We start from the raw sequence: 25,436 nt of genomic DNA, 5'->3' as shown, positions 1-25,436 counted from the left end.
GGCCCGGCCAACGAGGAGCATCCGGATGCCGACACAAGACCAAAGCATTCTCAGCCTGGACGCCTTGCGCCAATTAGAGCGCCAAGCCACCGACGCCGGCTACAACCTGATGCAGCGCGCGGCGATGGCTACCGCCGACTGGATCAGCCACCATCTGCCCAGCGCGTCCCGACTACTGATCTGCGCCGGTCCCGGCAATAACGGCGGCGACGCCTTGTACGCGGCGCTGGAACTGATGCGCCGCCGCTTCCGGGTCGATGTGCTGGTGCCCACCCAGCCCACCAGCCCGGCCACCTCGGAAGCGCTGCATGAGCTGGAACAAGCGCAGGGCCATGTGATGTTCGACCTGCCGCGCGACTACCGCGCGCCGCAGCTGGTCATCGACGGACTGTTCGGCGTGGGCCTGAGTCGGGACTTCGACCTGGAATGGACCACCCTGATCGACCGCATCAACCAACTGGGCAGCCCCATCCTGGCGCTGGACTGCCCCAGCGGCCTGGACGCCTATACCGGCGTGCCGGCCAACACTGCGATCCAGGCCAGCCACACCCTGACCTTTCTATGCCAGAAGCCCGGCCTGTTCAGCGCCTCAGGCGCCGATCTGGCCGGCAACGTGGAGCTGGAGCTGCTGGATTGCCCGCCCAGGCTGATTCCGGCGGCGGAGGGCAGCATCAACCAGCCGGACGTCCGCGCGCTGCTGCGCCCGCGCAACAGCCACAAGGGCCTGTTCGGCACCGTCTGCGTGATAGGCGGCGCGCCGGGCATGTTGGGCGCGGCGCTGCTGGCCGGACGCAGCGCCTTGGCTTGCGGCGCCGGCAAGGTTCATGTCTGCCCGCTGGACGACCGTTTGCCGGTGGATCCGGTGGTGCCGGAGCTGATGATCTCCGCGCTGGATGAAGTCGCCGACCTGCCCGATGCCGACGTGCTCGCCGTCGGCCCCGGTCTCGGCCTGCAAGAGCTGGCCGGCCGCCTGCTGGACCAAGTCATCCAGCAGCCGCAGGCGCTGGTGCTGGACGCCGACGCGCTCAACCTGCTGGCCAACGACCACGCCGCCGCCGCGCTGATCGCCAAACGCCAGGCCGGCACTGTGCTGACCCCGCACCCGGCGGAGGCCGCCCGCCTGCTGGGACAAAGCACCGAGACAGTGCAGAAGGACAGGCTGCTGGCGGCCCGCCGGTTGGCCAATCACTTCAACTGCGTCGTCGTGCTCAAAGGCGCCGGCAGCCTGATCGTCGGCCCGGACGGCTTCTACCACTTGAACACCAGCGGCGGCCCGGCGCTGGCGGTGGCCGGCCAGGGCGACGTCCTGACCGGCATCATCGCCGCGCTGCTGGCCCAGCGCATGGAGCCTTTCGAAGCCGCCAGCCTGGCGGTGCACATCCACGGCTTGGCCGGCGATGATTTCGAAATGGAAACCGGCGGCCCCATCGGCCTGTCCGCTTCCGACACCGCCTGGCGCGCCAGCCTGATGCTGAACCGGCTGATTCAGGAACGGGCGCAGGAACAGGCAAGCTGAAACCCCAGGCGAGCTCCCCGGTGAAAATCCATTTGCATTAGAATGGGGCATCGGCGCGCGGGCCGGCGGCATGGCCGTCCCGCGGCCCCTCATCCGTCACCCCGGGGATTACCTTGCAGTCACAATCTAAAGCTTACGCCTACGGACTCGCCGCCGTCCTGGCCTGGTCCACGGTGGCCAGCGCCTTCAAGATCAGCCTTGACCATCTCAGCCCGGCTCAACTGGTGCTCTACGCCAGCGCCGCCTCTCTCTTCTGCCTGCTGGGACTGCTCGCCGTCCAAGGCCGGCTGCCGGAGCTTGCGCCGGCCTTGCGCCGCCACTGGCGCGCCTCTCTTATCTTCGGCGCGGTCAACCCGGCGCTGTACTATCTGATCCTGTTCCAGGCCTACGCGCTGTTGCCGGCACAGGAGGCCCAGGCGATCAACTACACTTGGGCCTTGACCATGAGCCTGCTGGCGGTGCCGCTGCTCAAGCAGAAACTGCAGCGCCGCGATATCGCCGCCGCCTTGGTCTGCTACTTGGGTGTGTTGGTGATAGGCACCCGCGGCCAGGTGCTCGAACTGCATTTTTCCGATTCGCTGGGCGTGGCGCTGGCGCTGGCCTCCACCCTGCTGTGGGCCGGCTACTGGATTTTCAACGCCCGCGACGCGCGCGAACCGGTCATCGGCTTGACGCTCAATTTCGCCTTTTCGCTGCCGCTGAGCCTGGCCTGGTGCGCCTATACCGGGCAGTTGGGCACGGTGGCCTGGCAGGGCCTGGCCGGCGCCGCCTATGTCGGCGCCTTTGAAATGGGCTTCACCTTCGTCCTGTGGCTGACGGCGATGAAGCTGACGCCGAGCACCGCCCGCATCGCCAACCTGATTTTCCTATCGCCGCTGCTGTCGCTGGCGCTGATCCATTTCCTGATCGGCGAAGCCATCCTGCCCTCCACGCTGGTTGGGCTGGGCCTGATTCTGAGCGGACTGGCGCTGCAAAAGCTGGCCCCGCGCGCCAAGCCCGCCGCGGCGCTGAGCGCCGACGGCGGCGGCTAACCGCGCTCATCCGGATTTGGTATTCGCGCCAGAACTGCCTAGGATTCAGTGTGGGCACTTGGAACTGTGAACATAATGAAAAGCATAAAAACCAAATTGATGTTCTGGTTGATGGCCTGGATCACCGCCATTCTGGGGACGACGGGCCTGTTTTCCTATTTGCACAACCAAGAACGCAATGAGGCCGATTACCAATCCCAACGCGCCGCGGTCAAAGCCCGCTTGGCGATGTCGCTGCCGCACAGCGTCTGGCAGCTGGACGACGAGAACGTCAGGCTGACGCTGGACAGCGAGCTGAGCTGGCCGTCCATCATCGCCATCAGCGTCAAGGGGGAATCCGGGCTCAGTCTGGGCCGCAGCCACGATACCGACGGCAGCATCCGCGACATGCCTCCGTCGGAGGAGCCGCGTTCGGACGACATGCTGAACATCCCCATCATCTATCAGGGCAAGGAGCACTTGGGCAACGCCACCGTCTACCTGTCGCGCCAGGCTCTGGCCAAGCATCAGCGAGACCAGTTGATTGAACTGTCCGCCCAGATCCTGCTGCTGGATGTGATGATCTTCATGATCATGTCCTTCAATCTGCAACGCTTCCTGTTCCAGCCGCTGGCGCGGCTGCAGCAGGCTCTGAACACCGCCATTCGAGCACCGGACGCCAGCGGCGCCCAGGTCACCCACGTCGCCGACGACGAGATCGGCGGCATCGTCAACGGCTTCAACCGCATCGTGGCGCGCACCGCCGGCGACCTGGCCAAACGCACCGAGGCCGAAGCCGTGGCCCGCGCCGAACGCGACCGCGCCGAAGAGGCTTATCGCCAATTGATGGAAGCGCAGCAGACCCTGGTGGAAACCGAGAAGATGGCCTCGCTGGGCAGCCTGGTGGCCGGCGTCGCCCACGAGATCAACACCCCGGTGGGCATCACCCTCACCACCGCCTCTCACCTGGGCACCGCCACCAGCCACATCATAGAAAAAGTGGACGGCGGCACTGTCAAGAAAAGCGACTTCCAAGCCTATCTGGACACTGCCAAGGAATGCAGCGACCTGATTCTGTCCAATGCCGAACGCGCGGCCAACCTGATACACAGCTTCAAACAGGTGGCGGTGGATCAGACCAGCGAAGCGCGGCGCAGCTTCCAATTGCAAGATTATCTGAATGAAGTGATCACCAGCCTGAAGCCGCGCTTCAAGCACGCCAACACCACCATCAACGTGCAATGCGAGGAAGACATCCTGCTGGACAGCTATCCCGGCTCCTTCGCCCAGGTGGTCACCAATTTGATGGTCAACTCCCTGGTGCACGGCTTCGAAAACCGCAGCAGCGGCAAAATCCTGATCGAGGCCCGGCGCAACAACCCGCATTACATCACGCTGACGCTCAGCGACGACGGCAAAGGCATCCCGCCAGAAAACCTCAGCCGGGTGTTTGATCCCTTCTTCACCACCCGCCGCGGCAGCGGCGGCAGCGGCCTCGGGCTCAACATCGTCTACAACATCGTACGGCAACGCTTGGGCGGGTCGATCGAGGTGCACAGCGAAGTGAACAAAGGCACCACTTTCACCATCACCATGCCCTGTTCCGCCCCGGTCAATCAGAGCAAGGAGAACATAGCATGAGCGACATCACCAACCAGGAAGACGACTGGCTGCTGGACGATGACGCTCCAGCCGAAGCCGCGTCCGCCGTGAACGATGGCCGTCATCCGTGGAAAATCCTGATCGTCGACGACGAAAAGGACGTGCACACCGCCACCCGCATCGCGCTGCGCAATATCCGCTACAAAGAACGACCGCTGGAACTGCTGAGCGCCCATTCCGGCAAGGAAGCCTACGAAGTGGTGCGCCAGCATCCGGACATCGCGCTGATCATGCTGGACGTGGTGATGGAAAGCGAGGACGCCGGGCTGAAGCTGGTGCACCAGATCCGCCAAGACCTGAAAAACGGCCTGGTGCGCATCGTGCTGCGCACCGGCCAGCCCGGACAGGCACCAGAACAGGAAGTCATCCTCAACTACGACATCAACGACTACAAGACCAAGACCGAACTGACGGTGCAAAAGCTGTTCACCACCATCATCTCCTCGCTGCGCGCCTACGAAAACCTGCTGTCGCTGGAGAAAAACCGCCAAGGCCTGTCCAAGATCCTGGAAAGCGCGTCCGACCTATACCAACTGTATTCGCTGCGCGAGTTCGCCTCCGGCGTGCTGCGCCAGATCAGCGCGTTGCTGGACATCGGCAGCGACGGCATCCTGTGCGTGCGCAACGACAACAGCAACGGCCGGCCGGAACTGGAAATCCTGGCCGCCTCCGGCAATTACGAACCGCTGGGGCAAAGCGGCGACCTAAGCCCCTTCCCCGAGCTGGAGCAGGTGATCCTGCGCTCCTTCGCCGAAAAACGCAGCATCTACCAGCACCCTTACGACGTGCTCTACATCACCTCGCGCAACGGCCGCGAATTCATCATCCACTTCACCCCGCAATGGCCGCTTGAAGAAGTGGAGCGCGACCTGCTCGACGTGTTCTGCCAGCGCATCTCCGCCGCCTACGACAATCTCTACCTCTATAGCCAGCTGCGCAGCGCGCAGGAGGCCACGGTGGTGGCGCTGGCGGATCTGGCGGAATTCCGCGACACCGACACCGGCAATCACGTGCTGCGCGTGCAGCGGCTGACCGACGCCATCGCCGGGCAGATGCGGGACAACGGCGCCTATCCGGAACTGATGGGCAAGGAATTCATGGACATGGTGGGCATGGCCAGCATCTTGCACGACGTGGGCAAGGTGGGTACCCCGGACCACATCCTGTTCAAACCGGGCAAGCTGGATCCGGACGAACGGGTGATCATGGAACAACACGCCACCATAGGCGCGCAGATACTGGCCAGATCAGCCAGCATGGTGGAAGGCATGAGCTATCTGTCGCTGGGCTCGGAAATCGCCGGCGGCCACCACGAGCACTTCGACGGCAACGGCTACCCCAGAAAGCAGAAAGCGCACGAAATCCCCCTGTCGGCGCGTATCGTCGCGGTGGTCGACGTGTTTGACGCCCTGCTCAACAAGCGGCCCTACAAGGAACCGTGGACGCTGCGCGACACCATGGACTACATCTCCGGCCGCGCCGGCAGTCAGTTTGATCCGGAAGTGGTGCGCGCGCTGGAAACCCTGGTCAAAGAACGCCGGTTGCAGGATTTGCCGGACGAGTAAGCGCGCCCGGACGCTAAGCAAGGCCGGAATAAAACAGGGCGAAAACAGCGCAAGCGCTGGCTTCGCCCTTCTTCTTCCGGCCCGCCGCTGCGGGAGGACTTCAAGCCGTGGCTCAGGCCACGTAGAACAACACGCTGACAAACTGGCAGACGCTGCCGCCCAGCACAAACAAATGCCAGATGCCGTGACCATGGCGTATTTTCTCGTCGTTGAGAAACCAGTAGATGCCCACGCTGTACAGAATCCCGCCCAAGGCCAGCCAAAACAGCCCCCCGCTGGGCAGCGATTCAATCAGCGGCGGCAACGCCACCAATACCAGCCAGCCCATCACCACGTAGAGAATCATCGACAGAAAACGGGTGCGCCGCCCCAATGTCAGCTCCTGAATGATGCCGAACACGGCCAGGCCCCAACTGACGCCGAAAAGGCTCCAGCCCCAGGCGCCGCGCAGGGTCACCAGCGCGAACGGCGTGTAGCTGCCCGCTATCAGTAGATAGATCGCCGAATGGTCGCACTTCTGCAACACCGCCTTGGCGCGTCCGCGAAAGCTGTGATACAGCGTGGAAATCAGATACAAAGCCACCAAAGTAGCGCCGTACAGGCTGAAGCTGACCACTTTCCAGGGGTCGCCCTCGCGCGCGGCCATGGTCACCAGCACCACCAGCCCGGCAATGGCCAGCAAGGTGCCGATCAAATGGGAAATCCCGTTGAAACGTTCCCCGTGATACATAGGTATTATCCTTGCGCCGGCATCGCTCCGGCTTGTCGTACAAAAACTTTTGGAGCCGCTCGCAGGCTCCAGGTTCAATTCTCCGCCTGTTGCCGTCGACGCGCCAGCCCTTTCTCGACGCGCCAAAAGAAAAGCGGGCCATAAGGCCCGCTGGTCTTCTTGGAGAACCCGGAACAGGTTCTTAGAACGTGTTTACGATCTCGCGAGCTAAGGCGAGACAAGGCGAAAACGGCTGAGAAAGCGGAGTGTACGCGTGGTACAAAGGTGTACTCACCGTGTAAAGCTCCACGACGCGCAGCAGATCGTAAACAGACTCTCAGGCGCCCAGCGCCTTCAGCACCTCGTCACGCACCACTTCCACCGCGCGGGTGCCGTCGATTTTGACGTATTTCGGCGCCTTGGCGTCGCCGCTGGCGGCACGCTCGCCGTAGAAACCCACCAGCACCGCGGTCTGTTCGTGGTAGACCGCCAGACGCTTTTTCACGGTGTCTTCGCGGTCGTCGTCGCGCTGGACCAGCTCTTCGCCGGTCACATCGTCCTTGCCGGCCACTTTCGGCGGGTTGAAGCTGATGTGATAGGTGCGGCCGGAGGCCAGGTGCACGCGACGGCCGGCCATGCGCTCAACGATGGCCGCGTCCGGCACGTCGATCTCCACGACGTAATCGATGTCCACGCCGGCGGCGATCATCGCTTCCGCTTGAGGGATAGTGCGCGGGAAACCATCGAACAGGAAGCCATTTGCGCAATCCGCGTCGGTGATGCGCTCCTTGACCAGGCCGATGATGATGTCGTCGCGCACCAGGCCGCCGGCGTCCATGATCGCCTTGGCTTCCAGCCCCAGCGGCGTGCCGGCCTTGACCGCGGCGCGCAGCATGTCTCCGGTGGAGATTTGCGGGATGCCGAATTTTTCCTTGATGAAATTGGCCTGGGTGCCTTTGCCGGCGCCAGGCGCCCCCAACAGGATCAGTCGCATGAAGATCGCTCCGTCAATTTGAATAAGATGATTTGATATCGAAATCCGGGCCGCGCCGACGCGGCCCGGCTTATGGGTTCCGTCCGTCGCCCAGCAAATGGCGCACGCGCTCCAGGTCCTCCGGCGTATCCACGCCGGCCGGCGGCGCGGACTCTACCACCGCCACCTTGATGGCGAAGCCGTGCCACAACACCCGCAACTGCTCCAGCGCTTCGAAACGCTCCAGCGGCGCCGGTTCCAAACGGTTATAGGTCTTCAGAAAACCCGCCTGATAGGCGTACATGCCGATATGCCGCAGCACCGGTAGGTCCGCGGGCAGCGCGCTCGCATCCTGTGCGAAGGCGTCGCGGGCATAGGGAATCGGCGCGCGGCTGAAATACAGCGCGCGGCCGGCGTGGTCCAGCACCGTCTTGACCACATTGGGATTGAACATGTCGGCGGCGTCGCGGAACGGATGCGCCAAGGTCGCCACCGGCGCGTCGCCGGCGGCCAAGAGCGCCGCCAGCTGATCGATCAGGGCCGGATCGATCAGCGGCTCGTCGCCCTGGACATTGACCACGATCTCATCGTCGGCCAGCTTCAGCGCCTGCGCCACTTCGGCCAGCCGGTCGGTGCCGCTGGCGTGGTCGGCGCGCGTCATCAGCGCTTCAACGCCGTGCGCGCGGCAAGCGGACAGCACATCGTCGTGGTCGGTGGCCACGATCACCCGGCTTGCGCCGCTCTTGGCCGCCTGCTCGGCGACCCGCGCCACCATGGGTTTGCCGGCGATGTCGGCCAGCGGCTTGCCCGGCAAGCGGCTGGACGCCAGACGCGCGGGAATCACCACGCAAAAGCCGCGGCTCATTTTATCTCTTCTTCCGGCGCCAGCTCGCGGGCCTCGGCTTCCAGCATCATCGGGATGCCGTCCTTGATCGGGTAAGCCAGCCGGTCGCCCTTGCAGATCAGCTCCTGCTTGGCCTTGTCGAAAACCAGCGGACCCTTGCACAGCGGGCACACCAGAATATCCAGGAATTTAGCGTCCATGTTTTATCTTCAGTCGATCCAGAATCCAAGCGCTCAGATCAGGCTCCAACTCCGCCTGAACCGGCAAAACCCATAGTCTAGCACGCTGCGCTGCATCATGAATCACCCGCCGCAGCTTGACCGCGTCCTTGCTGGTGACGATCACCGCGTCCATGCCGACCGGCAGGTCCACGGCATCGAATTGATGATGATCGGGCCAGGCCAAGCAGAGCTCCGGCCGCAGCCCCAAGCCGGCCAGCGTGTCGAAAAAGCGCTGCGGGTGACCGATGCCGGCCATCGCCGCCAAGCGCAAGCCGGCGAAATCCGCCGCCGCCCGCGTCTCCTCGGGCGCGTCCAAGCGCTGCAGGGGAGCCGGGCGCAGACGCATGGCAAAACGCCGCGGCCCGGCCGGCAAAACCAGGCCGGCGGCATCGCCGCCATTGACCACCACCGCGCCCACCGAACCCAGCCGCGACCACGGTTCGCGCAAGGGCCCGGCCGGCAACAAGCGCCCGTTGCCGCCTCCGCGCGCGCCGTCCAGCACCACGATCTCCAGATCGCGGCTTAGCCGATAATGCTGCAAGCCGTCATCGGTCAATATCAGTTGCACATCAGGATTCAGCGCCAGCAGGTGGCGGCCGGCGGCGACGCGGTCGCGGCCCACCACCACCGGCGCGCCGGCGGCGGCCAGCAGGAGTGGCTCGTCGCCCACCTCCTCCGGCGAACTGTCCGGCAGCACCAGCGTGGGCTGGCGATGGCTGCCGCCGTAGCCGCGGCTGATTACCCCCGCCTTGACGCCGCCTTGTTGCAAATCGCGCAACAAGGCCAGGGTCAGCGGCGTTTTGCCGACGCCGCCGACATTGATATTGCCCACCACCACCACCGGCGCGTCCAAGCGCTCCGCGCGCAGCCAGCCGCGACGGTAAGCGAGCCGCCTGGCCGCCGACAACAGGGCAAACAGCCCTTCCAGCGGAGCCAGAAGGGCTGTCAGCCACCAACGCGGCCGATACCATTGCCGTTCTATCCAATGCATGCGGCTATTGCGAACGGGTGGCGAAGGTCAACTGATTGAGCCCGGCCTCGCGTGCCGCCTCCATCACCGTCACCACGGATTGGTGCGTGGCCTTGGCGTCGGCGTTGACGATGACGATGACGTCGCTCTTGCCCGCCGCGTCGTCCTTCAATTTGTTCAACAAAGCCGCCTTGTCGCCGGCTGCGAGTTTAGCTTCGCCCACCGCCATATCTCCGTTGGCCGCTACCGCCACGGTGATTTCCGACGACTTGGTCTTGGCCTGCTCGCCCTGAGCGGCCGGCAGATTGATCTTGAGTTCGGCGAACTTGGAATAAGTGGTGGTGACCATCAGAAAGATCAGGATCACCAGCAGCACGTCGATCAGCGGAATGAAGTTGATCTCCGGCTCTTCGCGGCTGCGGCCTCGGCGGAAATTCATGCTCAACCCCCGTTTTTACGCTCGCCGTGCAACACTTCCACCAGCTTGATCGCCTGCGACTCCATCTCTACCAACAAGCCGTCCACCTTGGAACGGAAATGACGATAGAACATCATGCTGGGAATGGCCACGATCAGGCCGAAGGCTGTGTTGTACAGCGCGATGGAAATGCCATGCGCCAGCGCCTGCGGGTTGTTGCCGGCCGGCGACTGCGAACCGAAGATCTCAATCATGCCTATCACCGTGCCCAACAGGCCCAGCAGGGGCGCCATCGCGGCGATGGTGCCCAAGGTGGTCAGCAAGCGCTCCAACTGATGCGCCACCACGCGGCCCTCGTCCTCGATCGCTTCCTTCATCACTTCGCGATTGCCGCCGACGTTGCGCAAACCGGCGCAAAACAGCCGACCCAGCGGCGAATGCGTCTGCAGCTTGCGCAGCAGCTCCTCGCTGGCGCCGGCGCGGCGGTATTCCTGCAAGGCCTGCCCCAGCAGACCCTCCGGCGCCACGCTGCCCTTTCTCAAGCTGAACAGCCGTTCAAAGATAATCGCCAGCGACACGACCGAGGCGGCGATGATGGTCCAGATCGGCCAGCCGGCCGCTTCAATGATTGACCACACGAGGGGGTTCTCCGAAAAACGATTGCAAACACTAGGGTCCGCCGCGCCGGTTCGGTTCTAGCGAAACCCGGCGCGACAGACCTTGAACTTTAGCGGCATCCATGCAGATTCAGCAACCGGCGCCGCCGCATGCGGCCGTCGCCGCAACCGCAAACAGACGCTTAGAACCTGTTTACGATCTGCTGCGCGTCGGCGATACGGCGTTGAAACCCGCTTCGAAATGCTCATGTACCACGCGTACATTCCGCTTTCTCAGCCGTTTTCGCCTTGTCTCGCCTTAGCTCGCGAGATCGTAAACACGTTCTTAGCGACGAAAACTGCGCAGAGTTGTCAACAAAGCCGCCTAAACCCATCTTTTATAAAGGCTTTCGAATACTCGCCTTAATTCGTCAGCGACGCTCGAAAGTCAACTTGACGAAAGCCCCGCCAGGCAAGGCTTTCAAGCAAATCTATCAATTTCGCGACCGTGATTGGGCACTGCCGCTTTTTTAACCTTCGCCAGCAAAAGCCAAGCCCCGGCAAGCAATCCACACTGTTATCCACAAGGTTATTCAGCCGCCGCTGTGGATAATTGCCGCGCCTCAATCGCGCAGCGAAATCACACGCCAGCCCTGCAGCTCCGCATGGGCACGCAAGGTATCGTCTGGATCCACCGCCACCGGGTGGTCGACCAGCTTCAGCAGGGGCAGATCGTTGTGCGAATCGCTATAGAAAAAGCTCTGGCCGTAGCTGTCCATGCTCAAGCCGCGCTCGTCCAGCCACTGCTGCAAACGGGTGATCTTGCCCTCCTGAAAACTGGGCACGCCGCTAACGCGGCCGGTAAAGCGTCCATCCTCCTCCTCTTCCAGCTCGATGGCGATCAGATGCTCTACGCCCAGCTCGCGGGCGATCGGCCCGGTAATGAAGCGGTTGGTGGCGGTGATGATGATGATCTCGTCGCCCTGAGCCGCGTGCGCGGCCAGCAAATCACGCGCCTTGCGGGTGATGATGGGCTTGATGTGCCGCTCCAGATAGTCGGCGTGCAAGGCGTCCAGCTCAGCGCGGCTGAAACGCTTCAAGGGTTCCAGCGCGAACGCCAGATACTCGTGGATGTCCAGCGTGCCCTGCTGATACTGCCGGTAGAAATAATTGTTGCGCTCGTCGTAATGCGCTTGCTCCAGAATGCCGCGCTGAATCAGGAAGCGCGGCCATTCGAAGTCGGAGTCGCCTGCGATCAGGGTGTGGTCGAGGTCGAACAGCGCCAGGTTGCGCAATGCGGTGGTGTCGGTCATGGTTCCGGGCTTGCGGTTTGCAAAACGTTTTTCACCAGCGGCACGGTGATCGGCCGCCTCATGGCCAAAGAATAGCGGTCCAATATGTCAATCATGCCGATCAGGCTGGACAGGTCGCGCCGCCAATGCGTCAGCAGGTAGCGGTAGACATCGTCCGGGATCGACAACTGGCGGCTTGCGGCGTGGCTGCGCAGCGCGGCCAGCTTGTCCTCGTCCGACAGCGCCTTGACCTCGAACACCAGGCCCCAGCCCAGCCTGGTGCGCAGATCGTCGCGCACCGCCAGGGCCATCGGCGGCTGGCGGCCCGCCATCAACAGCCGCGACTCGCCGCTTTCTTTCAGCGAGTTGTAGAAGGAAAACAGGGTAATCTGGTCGTCCGGCGCCAAGTCGTCGACGTGGTCGACGGCGATGAAGCTGGCCTCGCGCGCAAAGTCCGGCAGATGCTCGGTCTTGCCGTCCAGATAGATGGAGGCGCGCCCCAGCCGCTCGGCGTGGGCGATCCAGGCCTGCAGCAAATGCGTCTTGCCGCAGCCGGGCTCGCCCCACAGATAGATAAAGCGCTCGCCGGCCTCGGCCGTCAGCGCGGTTATCACCTCGCGGTTGCGTTCGGCCAGGAAATTATCGAAGGCCGGCAAGGGGGTGGGCGTCAAATCAAGTATTAACTGGTCCAAGTGAAGGCGATCAAACTGGGTTTTGATGTCTATTTCTGATTTTACGCTGATAAAAGCGTGTGTTGAAATACGCGCGCGCCAGAAAGCGGCATATCACCAAGGTGGCGGCCGCCATCGGCAAGGCCAGCAACAGCCCGGCGAAACCCAACAACTGGCCGAAAGCGAGCAAGGAAAAGATCACCGCCACCGGCGACAGACCGATGCGCTCGCCCACCAGCCAAGGGGTGATCAAAAAGCTTTCCAGCAGCTGACCCGCGCCGAACACGCCCAATACCAGCAGCACTTCGCCGGCGGAATCAAACTGCAGCGCGGCGGCCAGCCCGGCCAGAGCGAAGCCTAGAAAAGTGCCCAGGTAGGGGATGAACACCAACAAGCCGGCCACCACACCGATGGCGATGCCGGACTCCAGCCCCAGCAAGGCCAGGCTGGATGCGAAGATCAAAGCCATGATCAGCATCACCGACAGTTGGCCGCGCAGGAATTCGCCCAACACCCGGTCCAGCTCCCCCGCCAGGGACTCCACCTCGCCCGCCCAGCGCCGCGGCACCAGCGTGGCCAGCGTCGCGGCCATCCGCGGCCCATCCTGCAGGAAATAAAACAGCAGCACCGGCAACAACAGCAGATTGAACAGCAGGCCGGCCAGCATGAAGCCGCTCTGGGTCGCCCGCAGCGCCACCGCCGACAGCGCGCCCTTCAAGGCGCCGGCGTTGGCGGCCAGCACTCGCTTCCAGTCGGCGGCGTCCAGCTCCAGATGGATGGCGAACTCGGCGCGCAGCCAGGGCAGCACCCGGCCCTGGGCGAAATCCGCCAAGACAGGCAAGCGGTCTATCAGGCCCTGAGTCTGCTTGAACAGCATGGGCGCCACCACCAGCAACAGGGCAATGGTGGCGGCCATGCCGGCCAGCGTCAACAGGCCGGCGGCCAATGGCCGCGGCAAGCCTTTTCCGGCCAGACGGCGCATCGCCGGGTTGAGCACATAAGCCAGCACTGCGGCCACCGCGAACGGCGTCAGCGCGGCGGCCAACTGCTGCAACAGCCAGCCGGCGAACAGCAAGGCTGTTGCGCCGATGCCCCAGGGAATCAGACGGTTTTGGGAGCGTTTCATCTCGACTTCAGTTAAAATGTGCTGCTTTCGCGTCGGCGAAAGCTTGATGTAAAAATACTTCAAGTTTGCAGAAAGCGAGTTTACCTTGAACACCACTTCCCTCAGTTACCGTGATGCCGGCGTCGACATTGATGCCGGCGACGCGCTGGTCGAGAACATTAAGCCATATGCCAAGCGCACCATGCGCCCGGAGGTCATCGGCGGCATCGGCGGTTTCGGCGCACTGGTGGAGATTTCCAAGAAATACAAGGAGCCGGTGCTGGTTTCCGGCACCGACGGCGTCGGCACCAAGCTGAAACTGGCCTTTGACTGGAATCGTCACGATACCGTGGGCATCGACCTGGTGGCAATGAGCGTCAACGATATCCTGGTGCAAGGGGCGGAACCGCTGTTCTTCCTCGACTACTTCGCCTGCGGCAAATTGGACGTGCCCCAAGCCACCGACGTGATCAAAGGCATCGCCGCCGGCTGCGAACAGGCCGGCTGCGCGCTGATCGGCGGCGAGACCGCGGAAATGCCCGGCATGTACCCGACCGGCGAATACGATCTGGCGGGCTTCGCCGTCGGCGTGGTGGAGAAGAGCGCCGTGATCAGCGGCCGCGACATTGCCCCAGGCGACGTAGTGCTGGGCCTGAAATCCAACGGTGTGCACTCCAACGGCTACTCGCTGGTGCGCAAGATCATCGAACGCGCTCAACCCGATCTGGACGCGCCGTTCGAGGACGGCCGCAGCCTGCGCGACGCCATCATCGCCCCCACCCGCATCTATGTGAAGCCCTTGCTCAAGCTGATGCAGGTGCTGCCGGTCAAAGGCATGGCCCACATCACCGGCGGCGGTATTACGGAGAACACCCCGCGCGTGCTGCCGGAGCATGTCGTCGCTCAGATCGACGCCGCCGCCTGGCCGCAGCCCAAGTTGTTCCAGTGGCTGCAGCAGGAAGGCAAGGTCGATAGCCAGGAAATGTACCGCACTTTCAACTGCGGCATCGGCATGGTGGTGATTGTGGCGGCGGAGCACGCCGACCAGGCCGCCGCGCTGCTGCAGGGCGAAGGCGAGACCGTGTACCGAATCGGCGCGGTGCGCGCCCGCGATGGTGACGAGCATCAAACCCAGATCGCCTAAAGCGCTGCGTTGGATGCAACTGGCGCCGCTGGCCCTGCTGGCGGCGTTTGTCATTTATCGCGAGGCCGTCATCCTGGCCGATCTCGACCGCTGCCTGGACCAGGGCGGCAGCTGGCACGAACAGCAGTTGCGCTGCATCACCGATGCCGCCGACTGGGAACACTATCTGGCGACGTCTCCGTCGATTCCAACATGAAGAACATCGTCATCCTGATTTCCGGCCGCGGCTCCAATATGCAGGCCATCGTCGACGCCAATATCGCCGGCGCGCGCATCGCCGCGGTGATTTCCAATCGCCCGGACGCCGCCGGCCTCGCCTGGGCGGCCGAGCGCGGCATCGCCACCGCGGCGCTGGACCACAAAACCTTCGCCAGCCGCGAAGACTTCGACGCCGCGCTGGCGCAGCTGATAGACAGCCACCAGCCGGACCTCGTGGTGCTGGCCGGCTTCATGCGCATTCTCAGCGCCGGCTTCACCCGCCGCTACGAAGGCCGCATGCTGAACGTGCACCCGTCCTTGCTGCCGGCCTTCACCGGCCTAAACACCCATCAGCGCGCGCTGGAAATGGGATGCAAGGTAGCCGGCTGCACCGTGCACTTCGTCACCGCCGAACTGGACCACGGCCCCATCGTCGCCCAGGGCGTGGTGGAAGTGCTGGACGGCGACGACGCCGACACGCTGGCCGAACGCGTGCTGCAACTGGAACACCGGCTCTACCCGGCCGCCGTGCGCCGCTTTGTCGCCGGCGAACTGAACATCGTCTCCGGCAAGATCGCCAGCCGCGCCTCCGTTGCCGGCAGCCTGATGGCGCCCGCGCCCTGAGTCCATGAAAAGCCGTCGCCTGATCCTGCTGGCCCTGGCCCTGTCGCTCGCCATTCATCTTGGCGTGCTGGGCTCCGGCCTGCTGCCGGAAGCGGCTTTGGAACTGCCGCCGGACCAGGATTTGCGCGACATCAGCGTCAAGATGCAGGCGCTGGACGCCGACGAACCAGCGGCCAAAACGGCGCGGCAAGGCGCCGTGGCCCAATTGCGGCCAGCCGCGCCCAAGCCGTCGCAGACCAAGCCCAAACCCGCCGCCAAGAAGGCGGAAGCCTCGGCGCCGCAGGCGGCGTCGGAACCGGTCGTCGCTCAGGCGCAGCCAAGCGCGCCGGCGGCGGAGGCCAAGCCCGACGCCTCCATGCCCAGCGCGGAGAGCAAAATCGCCTCATCGGCGCCGGTCGCCGATAATATCGCGGCGAACGACAAGGATGAGGCCAGCGCGCCGATGACCGAAGCCGCCGCCGACGATGGCTACCTCCACCCCAAGAGCAGGCTGCGCGGCTTCCCCCGTCAAGCCACGCTGGGCTATCAGGTGTTCTACGGCTCGGCGATGTTGGGCACCGGCACGCTGGACTGGAGCCGCGGGGACGGCGGCTACCGGCTGGACATCAACGCCAGCCCCTTTATCGGACCCAGGCTGCGCTATCTTTCCGAAGGCCGTTTCAAGAGCAAGGCCGGCTTGCTGCCGGACAGCTTGCAAGCCTGGCGCGGCGGTCAAGTCAAAGAGTCCGCGCATTTCGACTACAATGCGGGTCAGCTGCGCTACGGCGATCAAGGCGACAAACTGCTGGATCTGAAGCCCGGCGCGCAAGATGTGTTCAGCCTGGCTTTCCAGCTGGGGCTGAAAGGCGGCGAACTGGGACCCGAGCCCATCCAGATCACCACCGGCAAGAAAGTGTACGAATACCCGATGCGCCCCAGCGGCGAGGCCGATTACGACACCGGCGCCGGCAAGATCCGGGTTATCGTGTTCCGCGCCCAGGGCGACGGCGATATCAACGAATTCTGGCTAGCGCCGGAATTCTCCAATCTGCCGGTGCGCATCCAGCGCATCGACAAGGATAAACGGATCGACCTCAGGGCCGTCCGCATCGACGTGAACGGCGCGCCGCAATGGAAGCTGCCGCCGCAACCCACGAGAAAACACAAGAATGACTATTAATCACCATCAACTGAAACATATCGAAACCGTCATCGGCCAGATGATCCGCTTCGACCGTCCGGCCGACGCGGTGCTGTCGGCTTATTTCCGCGAGCACAGCAAGCTGGGCGCCAACGACCGCCACATCATCGCGGAAACCTCTTTCGGCGCGCTGCGCCGCCTGCTGCAATTGCGCGCGCTGATCGCGCCGGACAAGGCCACCCCGCGCCGGCTGGCCCTGGTGGCCCTGCTGAAAATCCACAAGCTCAACGTCAAGGAGCTGGGCGAGGCCGCCAGCGCCGGCGAAAAGGAATGGCTGGGCCAGATCAAGGGCAAAGTCCTGCCGGCCAGCCTGGAAGTGGACGCCGAGCTGCCGCAATGGGTGATTGAGCGCCTGGGCGAACAAACGCCGGAACAGGTAATCGCGCTGGGCAAGGGCCTGGCGGAAGGCGCGCCGCTGGACCTGCGTGTCAACACCATGAAGATGAAGCGCGACGAATTGCTGGGCCGCTTGCAGGCGGACGGCCTCGAATGCGAGGCCACGCCCTACTCGCCCTTGGGCATTCGTCTGAAAACCAAGCCTTCGCTGGCCAAACACGAGCTGTTCAAAACCGGCGTGTTCGAGGTGCAGGATGAAGGCAGCCAGCTGCTGGGCCTGATCACCGGCGCGCGTCGCGGGGAAATGGTCGTCGACTTCTGCGCCGGCGCCGGCGGCAAGACCCTGCTGCTGGGCGCGCAGATGGCCTCCAGCGGCCGCTTGTACGCCTTCGACGTTTCGGAAAAACGGCTGGCCAAGCTGAAGCCGCGCCAGGCGCGCTCCGGCCTGTCCAACGTCCATCCGCAATTGCTGGCTTCGGAAAACGACACCAAGGTCAAGCGCCTGGCCGGCAAGGCCGACCGCGTGCTGGTGGATGCGCCCTGCTCCGGCCTGGGTACGCTGCGCCGCAATCCGGACCTGAAATTCCGCCAAAACCCGGACAGCGTAGCCGAGCTGAACGCCAAGCAGGCCTCCATCCTGGCTTCCGCCGCCCGCCTGGTCCGCGCCGGCGGCCGCCTGGTCTACGCCACCTGCAGCTTGCTACCGCAAGAAAACCAAGACATCGTCGCCGCCTTCCTGGCGGACCACCCCGATTTCAAACTGGTGAAAATGGACGAGGTGTTGGCGGAACAGAAGATCCCGCTGCAAATGGGCGACTACCTGGAGCTGAAACCGCAGTTGCACAATACCGACGGTTTCTTCGCCGCCGTACTGGAAAAAAACGCCTGAGCATGCGCCAACCCCGGCCGCTGATGCGCCCGGGGTTTGTCTTTCAACGCAATACGCCTTACCATTGAATATTAGCAAAACCTCACATATTCATCCGCAAAGGCCGGCTCCATGCCAGACTCCCCCACTGCCAGACAAGTCCGCAGCCGCGTCCAGCGCCGCCTGCGCTACCTCTACTTGTCCGCAGTCCTGTGGCGCCGCCACATCCCGATCTGGACCGCCGCCATTCTGATTGGCCTGATGGCCAGCGTTTTCGCCAACGGCAGCCATCTGTCGCACGCCATCTTCACCCGCATCTACGACAACTCGCCTTACTGGAGCCTGCTGATTACCCCGGCCGGCCTGGCGCTGGCCATCTGGCTGATGCGACATTACTTTCCCGGCTCCGCCGGCGGCGGCATCCCGCAATCCATCGCCGCGCTGGAAGGCGGCATGCACGCGCTGCGCGAACGCATTCTGACCATACGCGCCGCCATAGGCAAAATGCTGCTGACCCTGATCGGCATCAGTTCCGGCGCCACTTTCGGCTACGAAGGCCCCATCGTGCAGGTGGGCGCGGCCATCAAATATTCGCTGAACCGCCACGCGGCGCTGCGTCATGAAGGCGCGGCGCGCAGCTTCATCCTGGCCGGCGGCGCCGCCGGCGTGGCCGCCGCCTTCAACGCGCCGCTGGCCGGCATCGTGTTCGCCATCGAGGAAATGGGCCGCACCTTCGACTTGCGCGCCAGCTCCACCATTTTGCTGTCGGTGATCGTGTCCGGCCTCACCGCCACCGCCATCCTCGGCAATTACAGCTATTTCGGCATGGTGTCGGTGAATATGGAGCTGGAGCAGTCCTGGCTGGCCATCCCGGTCTGCGGCATCATCGGCGGCCTGCTCGGCGGCGTCTGCTGTCGCATCATGCTGGCGCTGACCTTGCGCTTGCCCGGCTCCCTGCACGATTGGCGCCTGAAAAAACCGGTGCTGTTCGCCGCCGGCTGCGGCCTGGCCTTGGCGGTGATCGGCATCGCCAGCGACGGCGTCACCTTCGGCACCGGCTATTTCCGCGCCCGCGAAATCATCGAGGGCAGCGGCGCCGGCATGCAGGGCTACGGCCTGCTCAAGCTGCTCAGCATGTTCATCAGCTTTATCAGCGCGGTGCCCGGCGGCATGTTCGCTCCATCGCTGGCGGTAGGCGCCGGCTTTGGCTTGAACATGGCCAATCTGCTGCCCTTCCTGCCGCAAACCTTGATCGTGCTCTTGGGCATGGTGGGCTTCTTCGCCGGCATGACCCGCGCGCCGATGACCGGCTTCATCATCGTGATGGAAATGACCGACTCCTCGGCGATGATCATCCCCTTGATGGCCACCGCGCTGCTGGCGTCCAATGTATCGCGGCTGATCACCCGCCGCGCGCTGTACGACGGCCAGGTGCACATCTTCCTGCGGCAATGGCACGCGGGCCAGGCGGCGTCCGCTGCGAAGCAAATTGACCCGCGGGCGGCCGAAAAGTAAAATAACCTATTGAAACGCTCGGGTATTTCTCCGCGCAAGCGGCGCCCGCAGCCACATTGACGATCCAAGCAAGGACCACTGAATGAGCGCGCAACAAACCATCCAGCAAACCGTGACCGACAACCCGGTCGTGCTGTTCATGAAGGGCTCGGCCCAATTCCCGCAGTGCGGCTTTTCCTCCCGCGCGGTGCAAATTCTCAAAGCCTGTGGCCTTGAACAGTTCGCGACCGTAGACGTGCTTCAGGATGCCGACATCCGTCAGGGCATCAAGGATTTCTCCAACTGGCCCACCATTCCGCAACTGTATGTCAAAGGCGAGTTCGTCGGCGGCTCCGACATCATGTATGAAATGTTCCAGAACGGCGAATTGCAAGAGCTGCTGAAAGACCTGTAAGCACCTCTCCCAGGTCCCGGCCATGGCCGGGACCTTTGTTTTTGCAGCGGAATTTACCGTTTCGAAAACACCCACCATGTCATACAATCAGGGTGACATCCGCTTGCCCAACCCAAATCGCCCCATGCCGACACATCAGGAAACCAAAGCCGTCCTCAGCCCCGCCAGCGCCATGCCCATCGAAGAGATCTGGCGCGCGCTGGTCAACGATCAGCTCATCCCCTGGTTCCAACCGATAGTCGAAATCTCCAGCCGGAAGGTGATCGCCGCCGAGGCGCTGGCGCGCTGGCAACATCCGGCGCTTGGCGTGTTGTCGCCGGTCAGCTTCGTGCCGGCGATGGAAGAGCGCGGCATGATCCGCGAACTCACCGAGCTGATCCTGGAAAAATCGCTGTACGCCTGCAGCGATTGGCAGGAACGCGGCCACGACATTCCGGTCACCATCAACCTGACCTCGATGTCGCTGGACGACGACAGCCTGTGCGAGCAACTGCTGCAGAAAGTGCGCATCCTGGGCCTGGAGCCGGCCAAGCTGACCTTGGAATTCTCCGAATCCACGCTGCGCCAGCACTGGCAGAAAGCCGACGCGCAGCTGTCCCAGTTGCGCGCCGCCGGCTTCGGCATCGGCATCGACGAATTCGGCATCGGTGTCACCCTGACCGATAAGCTGCTGATCAGCCATTTCAGTCTGTTGAAAGTGGACCGCGCCTTCGTTCAGGGCGTCAGTTCCAACCAGCATCTGCAAGCCATCCTGCGCGAAGACATCGGCCTGGCCAAGGCCTCCGGGCTCACCACGGTAGCCATCGGCGTGGAGGACACCGCCGACCTGGCCACGCTGGCCGAACTAGGCTGCGACGCGGTGCAAGGCTATATCTGCAGCCCGCCACGGGCCGCCGCTGAATTCTTGCAGTGGATTTCGGAATGGGAAAAGGGGTAAAATATCGCCCCATACCAAATGCCCCGCAGGCAGCCCGAGATCTTCCAAGGCTGTCGGCTTCATAATTAATACCAAGAGCTGCTTTTGGCGCGCCCGCGCCGAAAGCAGCTCTTTGCCAAGGTATGGGAACGTCTCATGAACATCACCGTCGTCCAGCATCCGCTGGTGCAACACAAACTCGGCCTGCTGCGCGAAGCCGACACCAGCACCATGAAATTCCGCCAGTTGACCCAAGAACTGGCGCGCCTGCTCGCCTATGAAGCCACCCGCGACTTCGAATTGGAAAGCGTCACCATAGACGGCTGGTGCGGCAAGATCGACGTCCAGCAGATCAAGGGCAAGAAAGTCACCGTGGTGCCCATCCTGCGCGCCGGCATCGGCATGCTGGACGGCGTGCTCGACCTGGTGCCCTCCGCCAAGATCAGCGTGGTCGGCCTGGCCCGCAACGAAGAAACGCTGGAGCCGGTGTCTTATTTCGAGAAATTCGTCGGTAATCTGGACGAACGCATCGCCATCATCATCGACCCGATGCTGGCCACCGGCGGCTCGCTGGTCGCCACCATAGATCTGCTCAAGCGCAACGGCTGCAAGCAAATCAAGGCGGTGGTGATGGTGGCCGCTCCCGAAGGCGTGAAGATCGTCAACGACGCCCACCCGGACGTGCAGATCTACGCCGCCTCGCTCGACAGCCACTTGAACGAGCACGGCTACATCATCCCCGGCCTGGGCGACGCCGGCGACAAGATCTTCGGCACCAAGCAAGCCTGATCATGAGCCATTCCAGCGCCGCGGCTCCCGTTTCGGACGCGGCGTTTTTTTGCGCGCCCAGACCGGCCCCAAGCATGAAAATACGCCCCGCAGCCGCCAGCGACTTGCCCGCCATCTGCCGTCTTGCCGACGAAATCAATCTGCAGCACCATCTCGCGCTGCCGCACACTTTCGCCGCCAACGGCGCGGCAGACCGCGACAGCGCCTTCTGGGCCGGTCAGTTGAACACGCCCAACGCCGCGCTGCTACTGGCGGAGACCGATGGCGAGGTCACCGCCTTCGTCGCCTTGACCCTGCTTGACCTCACCCTCCCCTTCCTGCTGCCTCGACGCATTTGCCGTGTCGCCACGCTAGTGGTCACGGCGGAGTGGCGTGGGCAAGGCCACGGCTCGGCCTTGCTGAACGCGGCCGAAGACTGGGCGCGGAGACATTCGGCCGACGAGATACGGCTAGAGGTGAAGGACTTCAATCAGGCTGCGCTGAATTTCTACCTGCGTCGCGGCCTGGAGCCGCAGTCGCGCATTCTGGGCAAGCGGCTGGATCTGGCCCCCGCCCCCCATTCAGACCAAGACGAGCACAAAGGTTAAAACCATGTTCCAACAACTCAAGCTGGCCGTGTCCGGCGCCCAGATCCTGTTCGTCGCCTTCGGCGCGCTGGTGCTGGTGCCGCTGCTGACCGGCCTCAATCCGGCGATGGCGCTGCTGGGAGCCGGCATCGGCACCCTGCTGTTCCAGCTCTTCACCGGGCGCCAGGTGCCGATCTTCCTCGGCTCCTCCTTCGCCTTCATCGGCCCCATCATCTATTCGATGCACACCTGGGGCCAGGGCGCGACGCAGTTCGGCCTGTTCTGCGCCGGCTTCATGTACTTTCTATTTTCCGCCGTCGTCCGCTGGCGCGGCATGGCCTTCGTCAACCGGCTGCTGCCGCCGGTGGTGATCGGCCCGGTGATCATGATCATCGGCCTGTCGGTGGCCTCCGCGGCCTCCGGCATGGCGATGGGCCTCGCCGGCGGCAAGCAGGTCACGCCTTACGCGGTGTCCATGCTGCTGGCGACGATCTCCCTGGCCACCACCGTCATCGTGTCCATCTTCGCGCGCGGCCTGTTCAAACTGGTGCCCATTCTGGCTGGCGTCATCGTCGGCTATATCGCCGCCGCGCTGTTCGGCGTGGTGGATTTCGCCAAGCTGGCCGCCGCGCCTTGGTTCGCGATGCCGGCCTTCCACAGCCCGGAAGTCAATTGGGCGGCCGCGCTGTTCATGCTGCCGGTGGCCATCGCCCCGGCCATTGAACATATCGGCGGCGTGATGGCGATAGGCGGCGTCACCGGCAAGGACTACACCAAATCGCCCGGTCTGCACCGCACCCTTTCCGGCGACGGCCTGGGCGTCTGCGTCGCCGGCCTGATCGGCGGTCCGCCGGTGACCACTTACGCCGAAGTCACCGGCGCGGTGATGATCACCCGCAACTTCAACCCGGTCACCATGACCTGGGCCGCGCTGTTCGCCATCGCCATGGCCTTCTTCGGCAAGTTCAACGCGCTATTGCAGTCCATCCCGCTGCCGGTGATGGGCGGCATCATGGTGCTCTTGTTCGGCACCATCGCCTCCATCGGCCTGAAAACCCTGATCGAAGCCAAGGTGGACCTGATGGAGCCGCGTAATCTGGTAATCATCTCGGTGGTGCTCACCTCCGGCATCGGCGGCCTCAGCCTGAAGCTGGGCGATTTCGAACTGGCCGGCGTTGGCCTTTGCTCGCTGCTGGCCATCGTGCTGAACCTGTTATTGCCCAAACAAGCCGCCAGCCACGACGGCATCGTCGAAGGTCAGGACGTGTAAGAACCTGTTAATAGTCTGCTGCGCGCCGGCGATGCGGCGTTGAAGCCCTATTCACGACTTCCCATGACCAGCCGGCCTCCTCGCGGACGCCGGCTTTTTCACGGCCGGAGCTCGCCCGCTTCCACCGCCTGTTCCAAACGCTGAATGAACCACTGCAAAGCCTTGCCAGGCTGCGCCTGCTTCCAGGCAAAGCACATCTGGTGGTCCGGGCTGTCCTCGGCGACCTCCTTGGCCACCAGGTCTCCGCTGGCCAGATAAGGCCCCACCATGGAACGCGGCAGATAGCCGCTGCCCAGGCCAGCCAGGATCACGTCCAGCTTGGCAAGGCTGCTGTGTACGGTCAACACGTCCTGACCGTCCAGCAAACCTCCGGTGCGCGGCTGCAAACGCCGTGAAGTGTCGCCTATCGCCACCGCGCGGTGCTGGCGCAGCACATGCGGCGGCAGCGGCTTGTCTTCCGCCGCCAGCGGATGACCCGCGGCCACCACCAGCACAAAATCGTAACTGCCTATGGTGCGGGTGAAATAGTCGCCGGGCGGCGGCATATTAGGCGCGCCTATCACTAGATCGGCGCGGTCGTCGTACAAGGCGTCCCAAGTGCCGCCGAAAATCTCGCTGCGGAAAATCAGTCGCGTGGCCGAGGCCAGTTGATCGAATTCCGCGATCAAAGGGATCACCTGGCCAAAGTCCACCAAATCCCCGATTACGATGCGCAACTGATGCTCCCAGCCCTGGGCTTGCTTGCTGACCCTCAGCTCCAGCTGACGCGCCGCGTCCAGTAGATGCCTGCCGTCCTTGAGCAGACGCTCGCCGGCTGGCGTCAAGCGGGCGCGGTGGCCGCTGCGATCGTATATCTGCACGCCCAAGCTCTGTTCCAGCTTCTGCACGGTGTAAGTCACCGCGGACGGCACCCGGAACAAAGCGTCCGCGGCGGCGGCGAAACTGCCGTGGTTGTCGATGGCGTCCAGCACCAGCAAAGCGTCGAGTGATAGTTTCATATTCAAATTTACTGATGGTTCAGTGCAAATCATTCCGCTATCTGCGGCCAAAAAACATCCTTAATATTCAGTCACTAAGTCGCGCAGCCCGCCAGAGCAGGCTAAGCGACTCCTTAGCGGAGCGCCGAATCGATTCTAGCATTTTGAACATCCCGGCCACCGCCAAGCCACTTAATCGCACAAGGATTTTGACCATGTTGAAGCAAACCGTTATCGCCGCCCTGTCTCTGATCGTTCTGTCCGGCGCTGCCACAGCCGGCGGCGAAGGCGCCAGCAACGCCCGTGAGATGCGCGAGCGCATGCAAACCCAGATCGCCGCCAAGCAGGCGCAAACCCCGGCCCAGGCTCAGCAAGCCAAATAAGCGCGCATCCCACACTTTACAAGGAATTCCCCATGTTGAAACACAGCCTTATCGCCGCCCTGTCTCTGATCGTTCTATCCGGCGCCGCCATGGCCGGCGGCGAAGGCGCCAGCAACGCCCGCGAAATGCGCGAACGCATGCAAGCCCAGATCGCCGCCAAGCAAGCGCCGGCGCCGTCCCAAACCAGCCAGGCAGGCCGCTAATCCGGCTTTGTAAACGCGATCAAAGTTCATTAGCACACGCTAACAATCGTTTACCGCACTGCGGCAAAGTCCGCCATAGAATGTCGACTCAAGCCCTGTACGCCGGACGCAAACCGCCCGGCCGCGGCAAGATCGCAATGAAAGGAAACCACCATGAAGAAGACCATCCTCACCGCGCTGTCCCTGATCATCTTGTCCGGCGCCGCCATGGCCGGCGGCGAAGGCGCCAACAACGCCCGCGAAATGCGCGAGCGCATGGATGCCCAGATCGCAGCCAAGCAAGCCGCCTCGCAACAAACCGCAACGGCCGGCGCCCAAGCCAAGCAATCCGCCAGCTAAGATGGCAAGCCGCTCCCTCCCGTCCGCGCTCCGCGGCGGGAGGCCAAACACCCGCGAAATACGATTCACACTCGTTTGCAAATTGATCGCCGCCATAGCCGAACAAAGTCCCGGCATTCACTAGAATTCAATGGCGATGCAGGCCGCCAAAACAGCGACAGGCTTCGCCGGGCCCGCAGCCG

The 25,436-nt window shown here is 63.5% G+C and carries 29 protein-coding genes; 18 read left to right on the top strand and 11 right to left on the bottom strand.

Going from position 1 to position 25,436, the window contains the following annotated elements:
* The first annotated feature begins 25 nt into the window (after positions 1-25).
* The 4 genes from HA052_RS02700 to HA052_RS02685 all read left to right on the top strand — a co-directional run bounded on the left by HA052_RS02700 (position 26) and on the right by HA052_RS02685 (position 5,753).
* Entirely contained in the window at positions 26-1,516 is a 1,491-nt protein-coding gene (locus HA052_RS02700) for an NAD(P)H-hydrate dehydratase (RefSeq protein WP_081544419.1), read from the top strand.
* A gap of 113 nt (positions 1,517-1,629) precedes the next feature.
* Positions 1,630-2,547 (top strand): DMT family transporter, encoded by a 918-nt coding sequence (locus HA052_RS02695; protein ID WP_166450653.1) that lies wholly within the window; start codon positions 1,630-1,632, stop codon positions 2,545-2,547.
* 75 nt (positions 2,548-2,622) lie between these two features.
* Positions 2,623-4,167 carry a sensor histidine kinase gene (locus HA052_RS02690; protein WP_081544417.1) on the top strand — a complete coding sequence of 515 codons (1,545 nt, stop codon included), beginning with the start codon at positions 2,623-2,625 and terminating at the stop codon, positions 4,165-4,167.
* Positions 4,164-5,753, top strand: coding sequence for a DUF3369 domain-containing protein (locus HA052_RS02685; RefSeq protein ID WP_081544416.1), 1,590 nt, complete (start codon positions 4,164-4,166; stop codon positions 5,751-5,753). Before HA052_RS02690 ends, HA052_RS02685 begins: the two co-directional genes overlap by 4 nt.
* A gap of 112 nt (positions 5,754-5,865) precedes the next feature.
* Here HA052_RS02685 and trhA read toward each other — a convergent pair whose 3' ends face one another.
* The 10 genes from trhA to HA052_RS02635 all read right to left on the bottom strand — a co-directional run bounded on the left by trhA (position 5,866) and on the right by HA052_RS02635 (position 13,573).
* On the bottom strand, positions 5,866-6,483 hold the full coding sequence (gene trhA, locus HA052_RS02680) for a PAQR family membrane homeostasis protein TrhA (protein ID WP_166450652.1): 618 nt from the start codon (positions 6,481-6,483) through the stop codon (positions 5,866-5,868).
* A gap of 316 nt (positions 6,484-6,799) precedes the next feature.
* A complete protein-coding gene (gene adk / locus HA052_RS02675) occupies positions 6,800-7,456 on the bottom strand; it encodes an adenylate kinase (protein WP_081544414.1) in 657 nt (218 codons plus the stop codon).
* 70 nt (positions 7,457-7,526) lie between these two features.
* Positions 7,527-8,300, bottom strand: a complete 774-nt coding sequence (gene kdsB / locus HA052_RS02670) for a 3-deoxy-manno-octulosonate cytidylyltransferase (RefSeq protein WP_081544413.1) — start codon at positions 8,298-8,300, stop codon at positions 7,527-7,529.
* Positions 8,297-8,479, bottom strand: a complete 183-nt coding sequence (locus tag HA052_RS02665; RefSeq protein WP_043591984.1) for a Trm112 family protein — start codon at positions 8,477-8,479, stop codon at positions 8,297-8,299. The genes kdsB and HA052_RS02665 overlap by 4 nt, the downstream gene beginning before the upstream one ends.
* The gene (lpxK, locus tag HA052_RS02660; protein ID WP_166450651.1) at positions 8,469-9,491 is read right to left on the bottom strand and encodes a tetraacyldisaccharide 4'-kinase; all 1,023 of its coding nucleotides are present in this window, start codon (positions 9,489-9,491) and stop codon (positions 8,469-8,471) included. The genes HA052_RS02665 and lpxK overlap by 11 nt, the downstream gene beginning before the upstream one ends.
* A 4-nt stretch (positions 9,492-9,495) precedes the next feature.
* A complete protein-coding gene (locus tag HA052_RS02655) occupies positions 9,496-9,909 on the bottom strand; it encodes an ExbD/TolR family protein (RefSeq protein WP_166450650.1) in 414 nt (137 codons plus the stop codon).
* A 2-nt stretch (positions 9,910-9,911) separates the two neighbouring features.
* Entirely contained in the window at positions 9,912-10,526 is a 615-nt protein-coding gene (locus HA052_RS02650; RefSeq protein ID WP_081544375.1) for a MotA/TolQ/ExbB proton channel family protein, read from the bottom strand.
* A 581-nt stretch (positions 10,527-11,107) separates the two neighbouring features.
* Positions 11,108-11,797 carry a histidinol-phosphatase gene (locus HA052_RS02645; protein WP_166450649.1) on the bottom strand — a complete coding sequence of 230 codons (690 nt, stop codon included), beginning with the start codon at positions 11,795-11,797 and terminating at the stop codon, positions 11,108-11,110.
* Positions 11,794-12,468 carry a DnaA regulatory inactivator Hda gene (gene hda / locus HA052_RS02640; protein ID WP_043591991.1) on the bottom strand — a complete coding sequence of 225 codons (675 nt, stop codon included), beginning with the start codon at positions 12,466-12,468 and terminating at the stop codon, positions 11,794-11,796. The genes HA052_RS02645 and hda overlap by 4 nt, the downstream gene beginning before the upstream one ends.
* Positions 12,469-12,478: 10 nt before the next feature.
* Complete coding sequence (locus HA052_RS02635; protein ID WP_166450648.1) at positions 12,479-13,573, bottom strand: AI-2E family transporter; 1,095 nt, start codon at positions 13,571-13,573, stop codon at positions 12,479-12,481.
* 85 nt (positions 13,574-13,658) lie between these two features.
* On the opposite strand from HA052_RS02635, the gene purM reads away from it, so the two are divergent.
* The 11 genes from purM (at position 13,659) to HA052_RS02580 (ending at position 23,352) form a co-directional block, all read left to right on the top strand.
* Positions 13,659-14,696, top strand: coding sequence for a phosphoribosylformylglycinamidine cyclo-ligase (gene purM / locus HA052_RS02630; RefSeq protein ID WP_166450647.1), 1,038 nt, complete (start codon positions 13,659-13,661; stop codon positions 14,694-14,696).
* The gene (locus HA052_RS02625) at positions 14,665-14,892 is read left to right on the top strand and encodes a hypothetical protein (RefSeq protein ID WP_141111022.1); all 228 of its coding nucleotides are present in this window, start codon (positions 14,665-14,667) and stop codon (positions 14,890-14,892) included. The genes purM and HA052_RS02625 overlap by 32 nt, the downstream gene beginning before the upstream one ends.
* Positions 14,889-15,518: a phosphoribosylglycinamide formyltransferase gene (gene purN, locus HA052_RS02620; protein WP_081544370.1), complete on the top strand. Its 630-nt coding sequence runs from the start codon at positions 14,889-14,891 to the stop codon at positions 15,516-15,518. The genes HA052_RS02625 and purN overlap by 4 nt, the downstream gene beginning before the upstream one ends.
* 4 nt (positions 15,519-15,522) lie before the next feature.
* On the top strand, positions 15,523-16,677 hold the full coding sequence (locus tag HA052_RS02615; RefSeq protein WP_166450646.1) for a DUF3108 domain-containing protein: 1,155 nt from the start codon (positions 15,523-15,525) through the stop codon (positions 16,675-16,677).
* On the top strand, positions 16,673-17,923 hold the full coding sequence (locus HA052_RS02610; protein WP_439823232.1) for an RsmB/NOP family class I SAM-dependent RNA methyltransferase: 1,251 nt from the start codon (positions 16,673-16,675) through the stop codon (positions 17,921-17,923). The genes HA052_RS02615 and HA052_RS02610 overlap by 5 nt, the downstream gene beginning before the upstream one ends.
* Positions 17,924-18,034: 111 nt before the next feature.
* Positions 18,035-19,417 carry a chloride channel protein gene (locus tag HA052_RS02605; protein WP_166450644.1) on the top strand — a complete coding sequence of 461 codons (1,383 nt, stop codon included), beginning with the start codon at positions 18,035-18,037 and terminating at the stop codon, positions 19,415-19,417.
* A gap of 82 nt (positions 19,418-19,499) precedes the next feature.
* The gene (gene grxD / locus HA052_RS02600) at positions 19,500-19,811 is read left to right on the top strand and encodes a Grx4 family monothiol glutaredoxin (RefSeq protein ID WP_107798222.1); all 312 of its coding nucleotides are present in this window, start codon (positions 19,500-19,502) and stop codon (positions 19,809-19,811) included.
* Positions 19,812-19,935: 124 nt separating this feature from the next.
* Positions 19,936-20,748, top strand: coding sequence for an EAL domain-containing protein (locus tag HA052_RS02595; protein ID WP_166450643.1), 813 nt, complete (start codon positions 19,936-19,938; stop codon positions 20,746-20,748).
* Positions 20,749-20,883: 135 nt separating this feature from the next.
* The gene (gene upp, locus HA052_RS02590; RefSeq protein WP_019100726.1) at positions 20,884-21,516 is read left to right on the top strand and encodes a uracil phosphoribosyltransferase; all 633 of its coding nucleotides are present in this window, start codon (positions 20,884-20,886) and stop codon (positions 21,514-21,516) included.
* A 74-nt stretch (positions 21,517-21,590) separates the two neighbouring features.
* Positions 21,591-22,103 (top strand): GNAT family N-acetyltransferase, encoded by a 513-nt coding sequence (locus HA052_RS02585; RefSeq protein ID WP_166450642.1) that lies wholly within the window; start codon positions 21,591-21,593, stop codon positions 22,101-22,103.
* Between the two features lie 4 nt (positions 22,104-22,107).
* Positions 22,108-23,352 (top strand): uracil-xanthine permease family protein, encoded by a 1,245-nt coding sequence (locus HA052_RS02580; protein ID WP_166450641.1) that lies wholly within the window; start codon positions 22,108-22,110, stop codon positions 23,350-23,352.
* A 98-nt stretch (positions 23,353-23,450) separates the two neighbouring features.
* Here HA052_RS02580 and HA052_RS02575 read toward each other — a convergent pair whose 3' ends face one another.
* A complete protein-coding gene (locus HA052_RS02575; protein WP_039754100.1) occupies positions 23,451-24,350 on the bottom strand; it encodes a LysR family transcriptional regulator in 900 nt (299 codons plus the stop codon).
* A 194-nt stretch (positions 24,351-24,544) separates the two neighbouring features.
* On the opposite strand from HA052_RS02575, the gene HA052_RS02570 reads away from it, so the two are divergent.
* From HA052_RS02570 to HA052_RS02560, 3 genes are all read left to right on the top strand, one after another.
* Positions 24,545-24,712: a hypothetical protein gene (locus HA052_RS02570; RefSeq protein WP_166450640.1), complete on the top strand. Its 168-nt coding sequence runs from the start codon at positions 24,545-24,547 to the stop codon at positions 24,710-24,712.
* A 32-nt stretch (positions 24,713-24,744) separates the two neighbouring features.
* Entirely contained in the window at positions 24,745-24,915 is a 171-nt protein-coding gene (locus tag HA052_RS02565; protein WP_166450639.1) for a hypothetical protein, read from the top strand.
* 153 nt (positions 24,916-25,068) lie between these two features.
* Positions 25,069-25,254, top strand: coding sequence for a hypothetical protein (locus tag HA052_RS02560; RefSeq protein ID WP_081544363.1), 186 nt, complete (start codon positions 25,069-25,071; stop codon positions 25,252-25,254).
* Positions 25,255-25,436 lie beyond the last annotated feature (182 nt).

The organism is Chromobacterium fluminis (assembly GCF_011602385.1).
In the GTDB taxonomy this organism is placed as follows: Bacteria; Pseudomonadota; Gammaproteobacteria; order Burkholderiales; family Chromobacteriaceae; genus Chromobacterium; species Chromobacterium fluminis.
The sequence above is the reverse complement of the archived record's forward strand: the minus strand, read 5'-3'. Positions and strand labels throughout refer to the sequence as shown.

What these genes read in the sequence shown, in the direction of transcription:
- HA052_RS02655 (WP_166450650.1), bottom strand. Translation starts at nt 9,909, where the DNA reads ATGAATTTCCGCCGAGGCCGCAGCCGCGAAGAGCCGGAGATCAACTTC.
- adk (WP_081544414.1), bottom strand. Translation starts at nt 7,456, where the DNA reads ATGCGACTGATCCTGTTGGGGGCGCCTGGCGCCGGCAAAGGCACCCAG.
- HA052_RS02665 (WP_043591984.1), bottom strand. Translation starts at nt 8,479, where the DNA reads ATGGACGCTAAATTCCTGGATATTCTGGTGTGCCCGCTGTGCAAGGGT.
- upp (WP_019100726.1), top strand. Translation starts at nt 20,884, where the DNA reads ATGAACATCACCGTCGTCCAGCATCCGCTGGTGCAACACAAACTCGGC.
- grxD (WP_107798222.1), top strand. Translation starts at nt 19,500, where the DNA reads ATGAGCGCGCAACAAACCATCCAGCAAACCGTGACCGACAACCCGGTC.
- HA052_RS02685 (WP_081544416.1), top strand. Translation starts at nt 4,164, where the DNA reads ATGAGCGACATCACCAACCAGGAAGACGACTGGCTGCTGGACGATGAC.
- HA052_RS02595 (WP_166450643.1), top strand. Translation starts at nt 19,936, where the DNA reads ATGCCGACACATCAGGAAACCAAAGCCGTCCTCAGCCCCGCCAGCGCC.
- lpxK (WP_166450651.1), bottom strand. Translation starts at nt 9,491, where the DNA reads ATGCATTGGATAGAACGGCAATGGTATCGGCCGCGTTGGTGGCTGACA.
- HA052_RS02700 (WP_081544419.1), top strand. Translation starts at nt 26, where the DNA reads ATGCCGACACAAGACCAAAGCATTCTCAGCCTGGACGCCTTGCGCCAA.
- HA052_RS02570 (WP_166450640.1), top strand. Translation starts at nt 24,545, where the DNA reads ATGTTGAAGCAAACCGTTATCGCCGCCCTGTCTCTGATCGTTCTGTCC.
- HA052_RS02690 (WP_081544417.1), top strand. Translation starts at nt 2,623, where the DNA reads ATGAAAAGCATAAAAACCAAATTGATGTTCTGGTTGATGGCCTGGATC.
- kdsB (WP_081544413.1), bottom strand. Translation starts at nt 8,300, where the DNA reads ATGAGCCGCGGCTTTTGCGTGGTGATTCCCGCGCGTCTGGCGTCCAGC.
- HA052_RS02580 (WP_166450641.1), top strand. Translation starts at nt 22,108, where the DNA reads ATGTTCCAACAACTCAAGCTGGCCGTGTCCGGCGCCCAGATCCTGTTC.
- HA052_RS02565 (WP_166450639.1), top strand. Translation starts at nt 24,745, where the DNA reads ATGTTGAAACACAGCCTTATCGCCGCCCTGTCTCTGATCGTTCTATCC.
- HA052_RS02575 (WP_039754100.1), bottom strand. Translation starts at nt 24,350, where the DNA reads ATGAAACTATCACTCGACGCTTTGCTGGTGCTGGACGCCATCGACAAC.
- purN (WP_081544370.1), top strand. Translation starts at nt 14,889, where the DNA reads ATGAAGAACATCGTCATCCTGATTTCCGGCCGCGGCTCCAATATGCAG.
- HA052_RS02585 (WP_166450642.1), top strand. Translation starts at nt 21,591, where the DNA reads ATGAAAATACGCCCCGCAGCCGCCAGCGACTTGCCCGCCATCTGCCGT.
- HA052_RS02615 (WP_166450646.1), top strand. Translation starts at nt 15,523, where the DNA reads ATGAAAAGCCGTCGCCTGATCCTGCTGGCCCTGGCCCTGTCGCTCGCC.
- HA052_RS02645 (WP_166450649.1), bottom strand. Translation starts at nt 11,797, where the DNA reads ATGACCGACACCACCGCATTGCGCAACCTGGCGCTGTTCGACCTCGAC.
- HA052_RS02625 (WP_141111022.1), top strand. Translation starts at nt 14,665, where the DNA reads ATGGTGACGAGCATCAAACCCAGATCGCCTAAAGCGCTGCGTTGGATG.
- HA052_RS02560 (WP_081544363.1), top strand. Translation starts at nt 25,069, where the DNA reads ATGAAGAAGACCATCCTCACCGCGCTGTCCCTGATCATCTTGTCCGGC.
- HA052_RS02605 (WP_166450644.1), top strand. Translation starts at nt 18,035, where the DNA reads ATGCCAGACTCCCCCACTGCCAGACAAGTCCGCAGCCGCGTCCAGCGC.
- HA052_RS02635 (WP_166450648.1), bottom strand. Translation starts at nt 13,573, where the DNA reads ATGAAACGCTCCCAAAACCGTCTGATTCCCTGGGGCATCGGCGCAACA.
- trhA (WP_166450652.1), bottom strand. Translation starts at nt 6,483, where the DNA reads ATGTATCACGGGGAACGTTTCAACGGGATTTCCCATTTGATCGGCACC.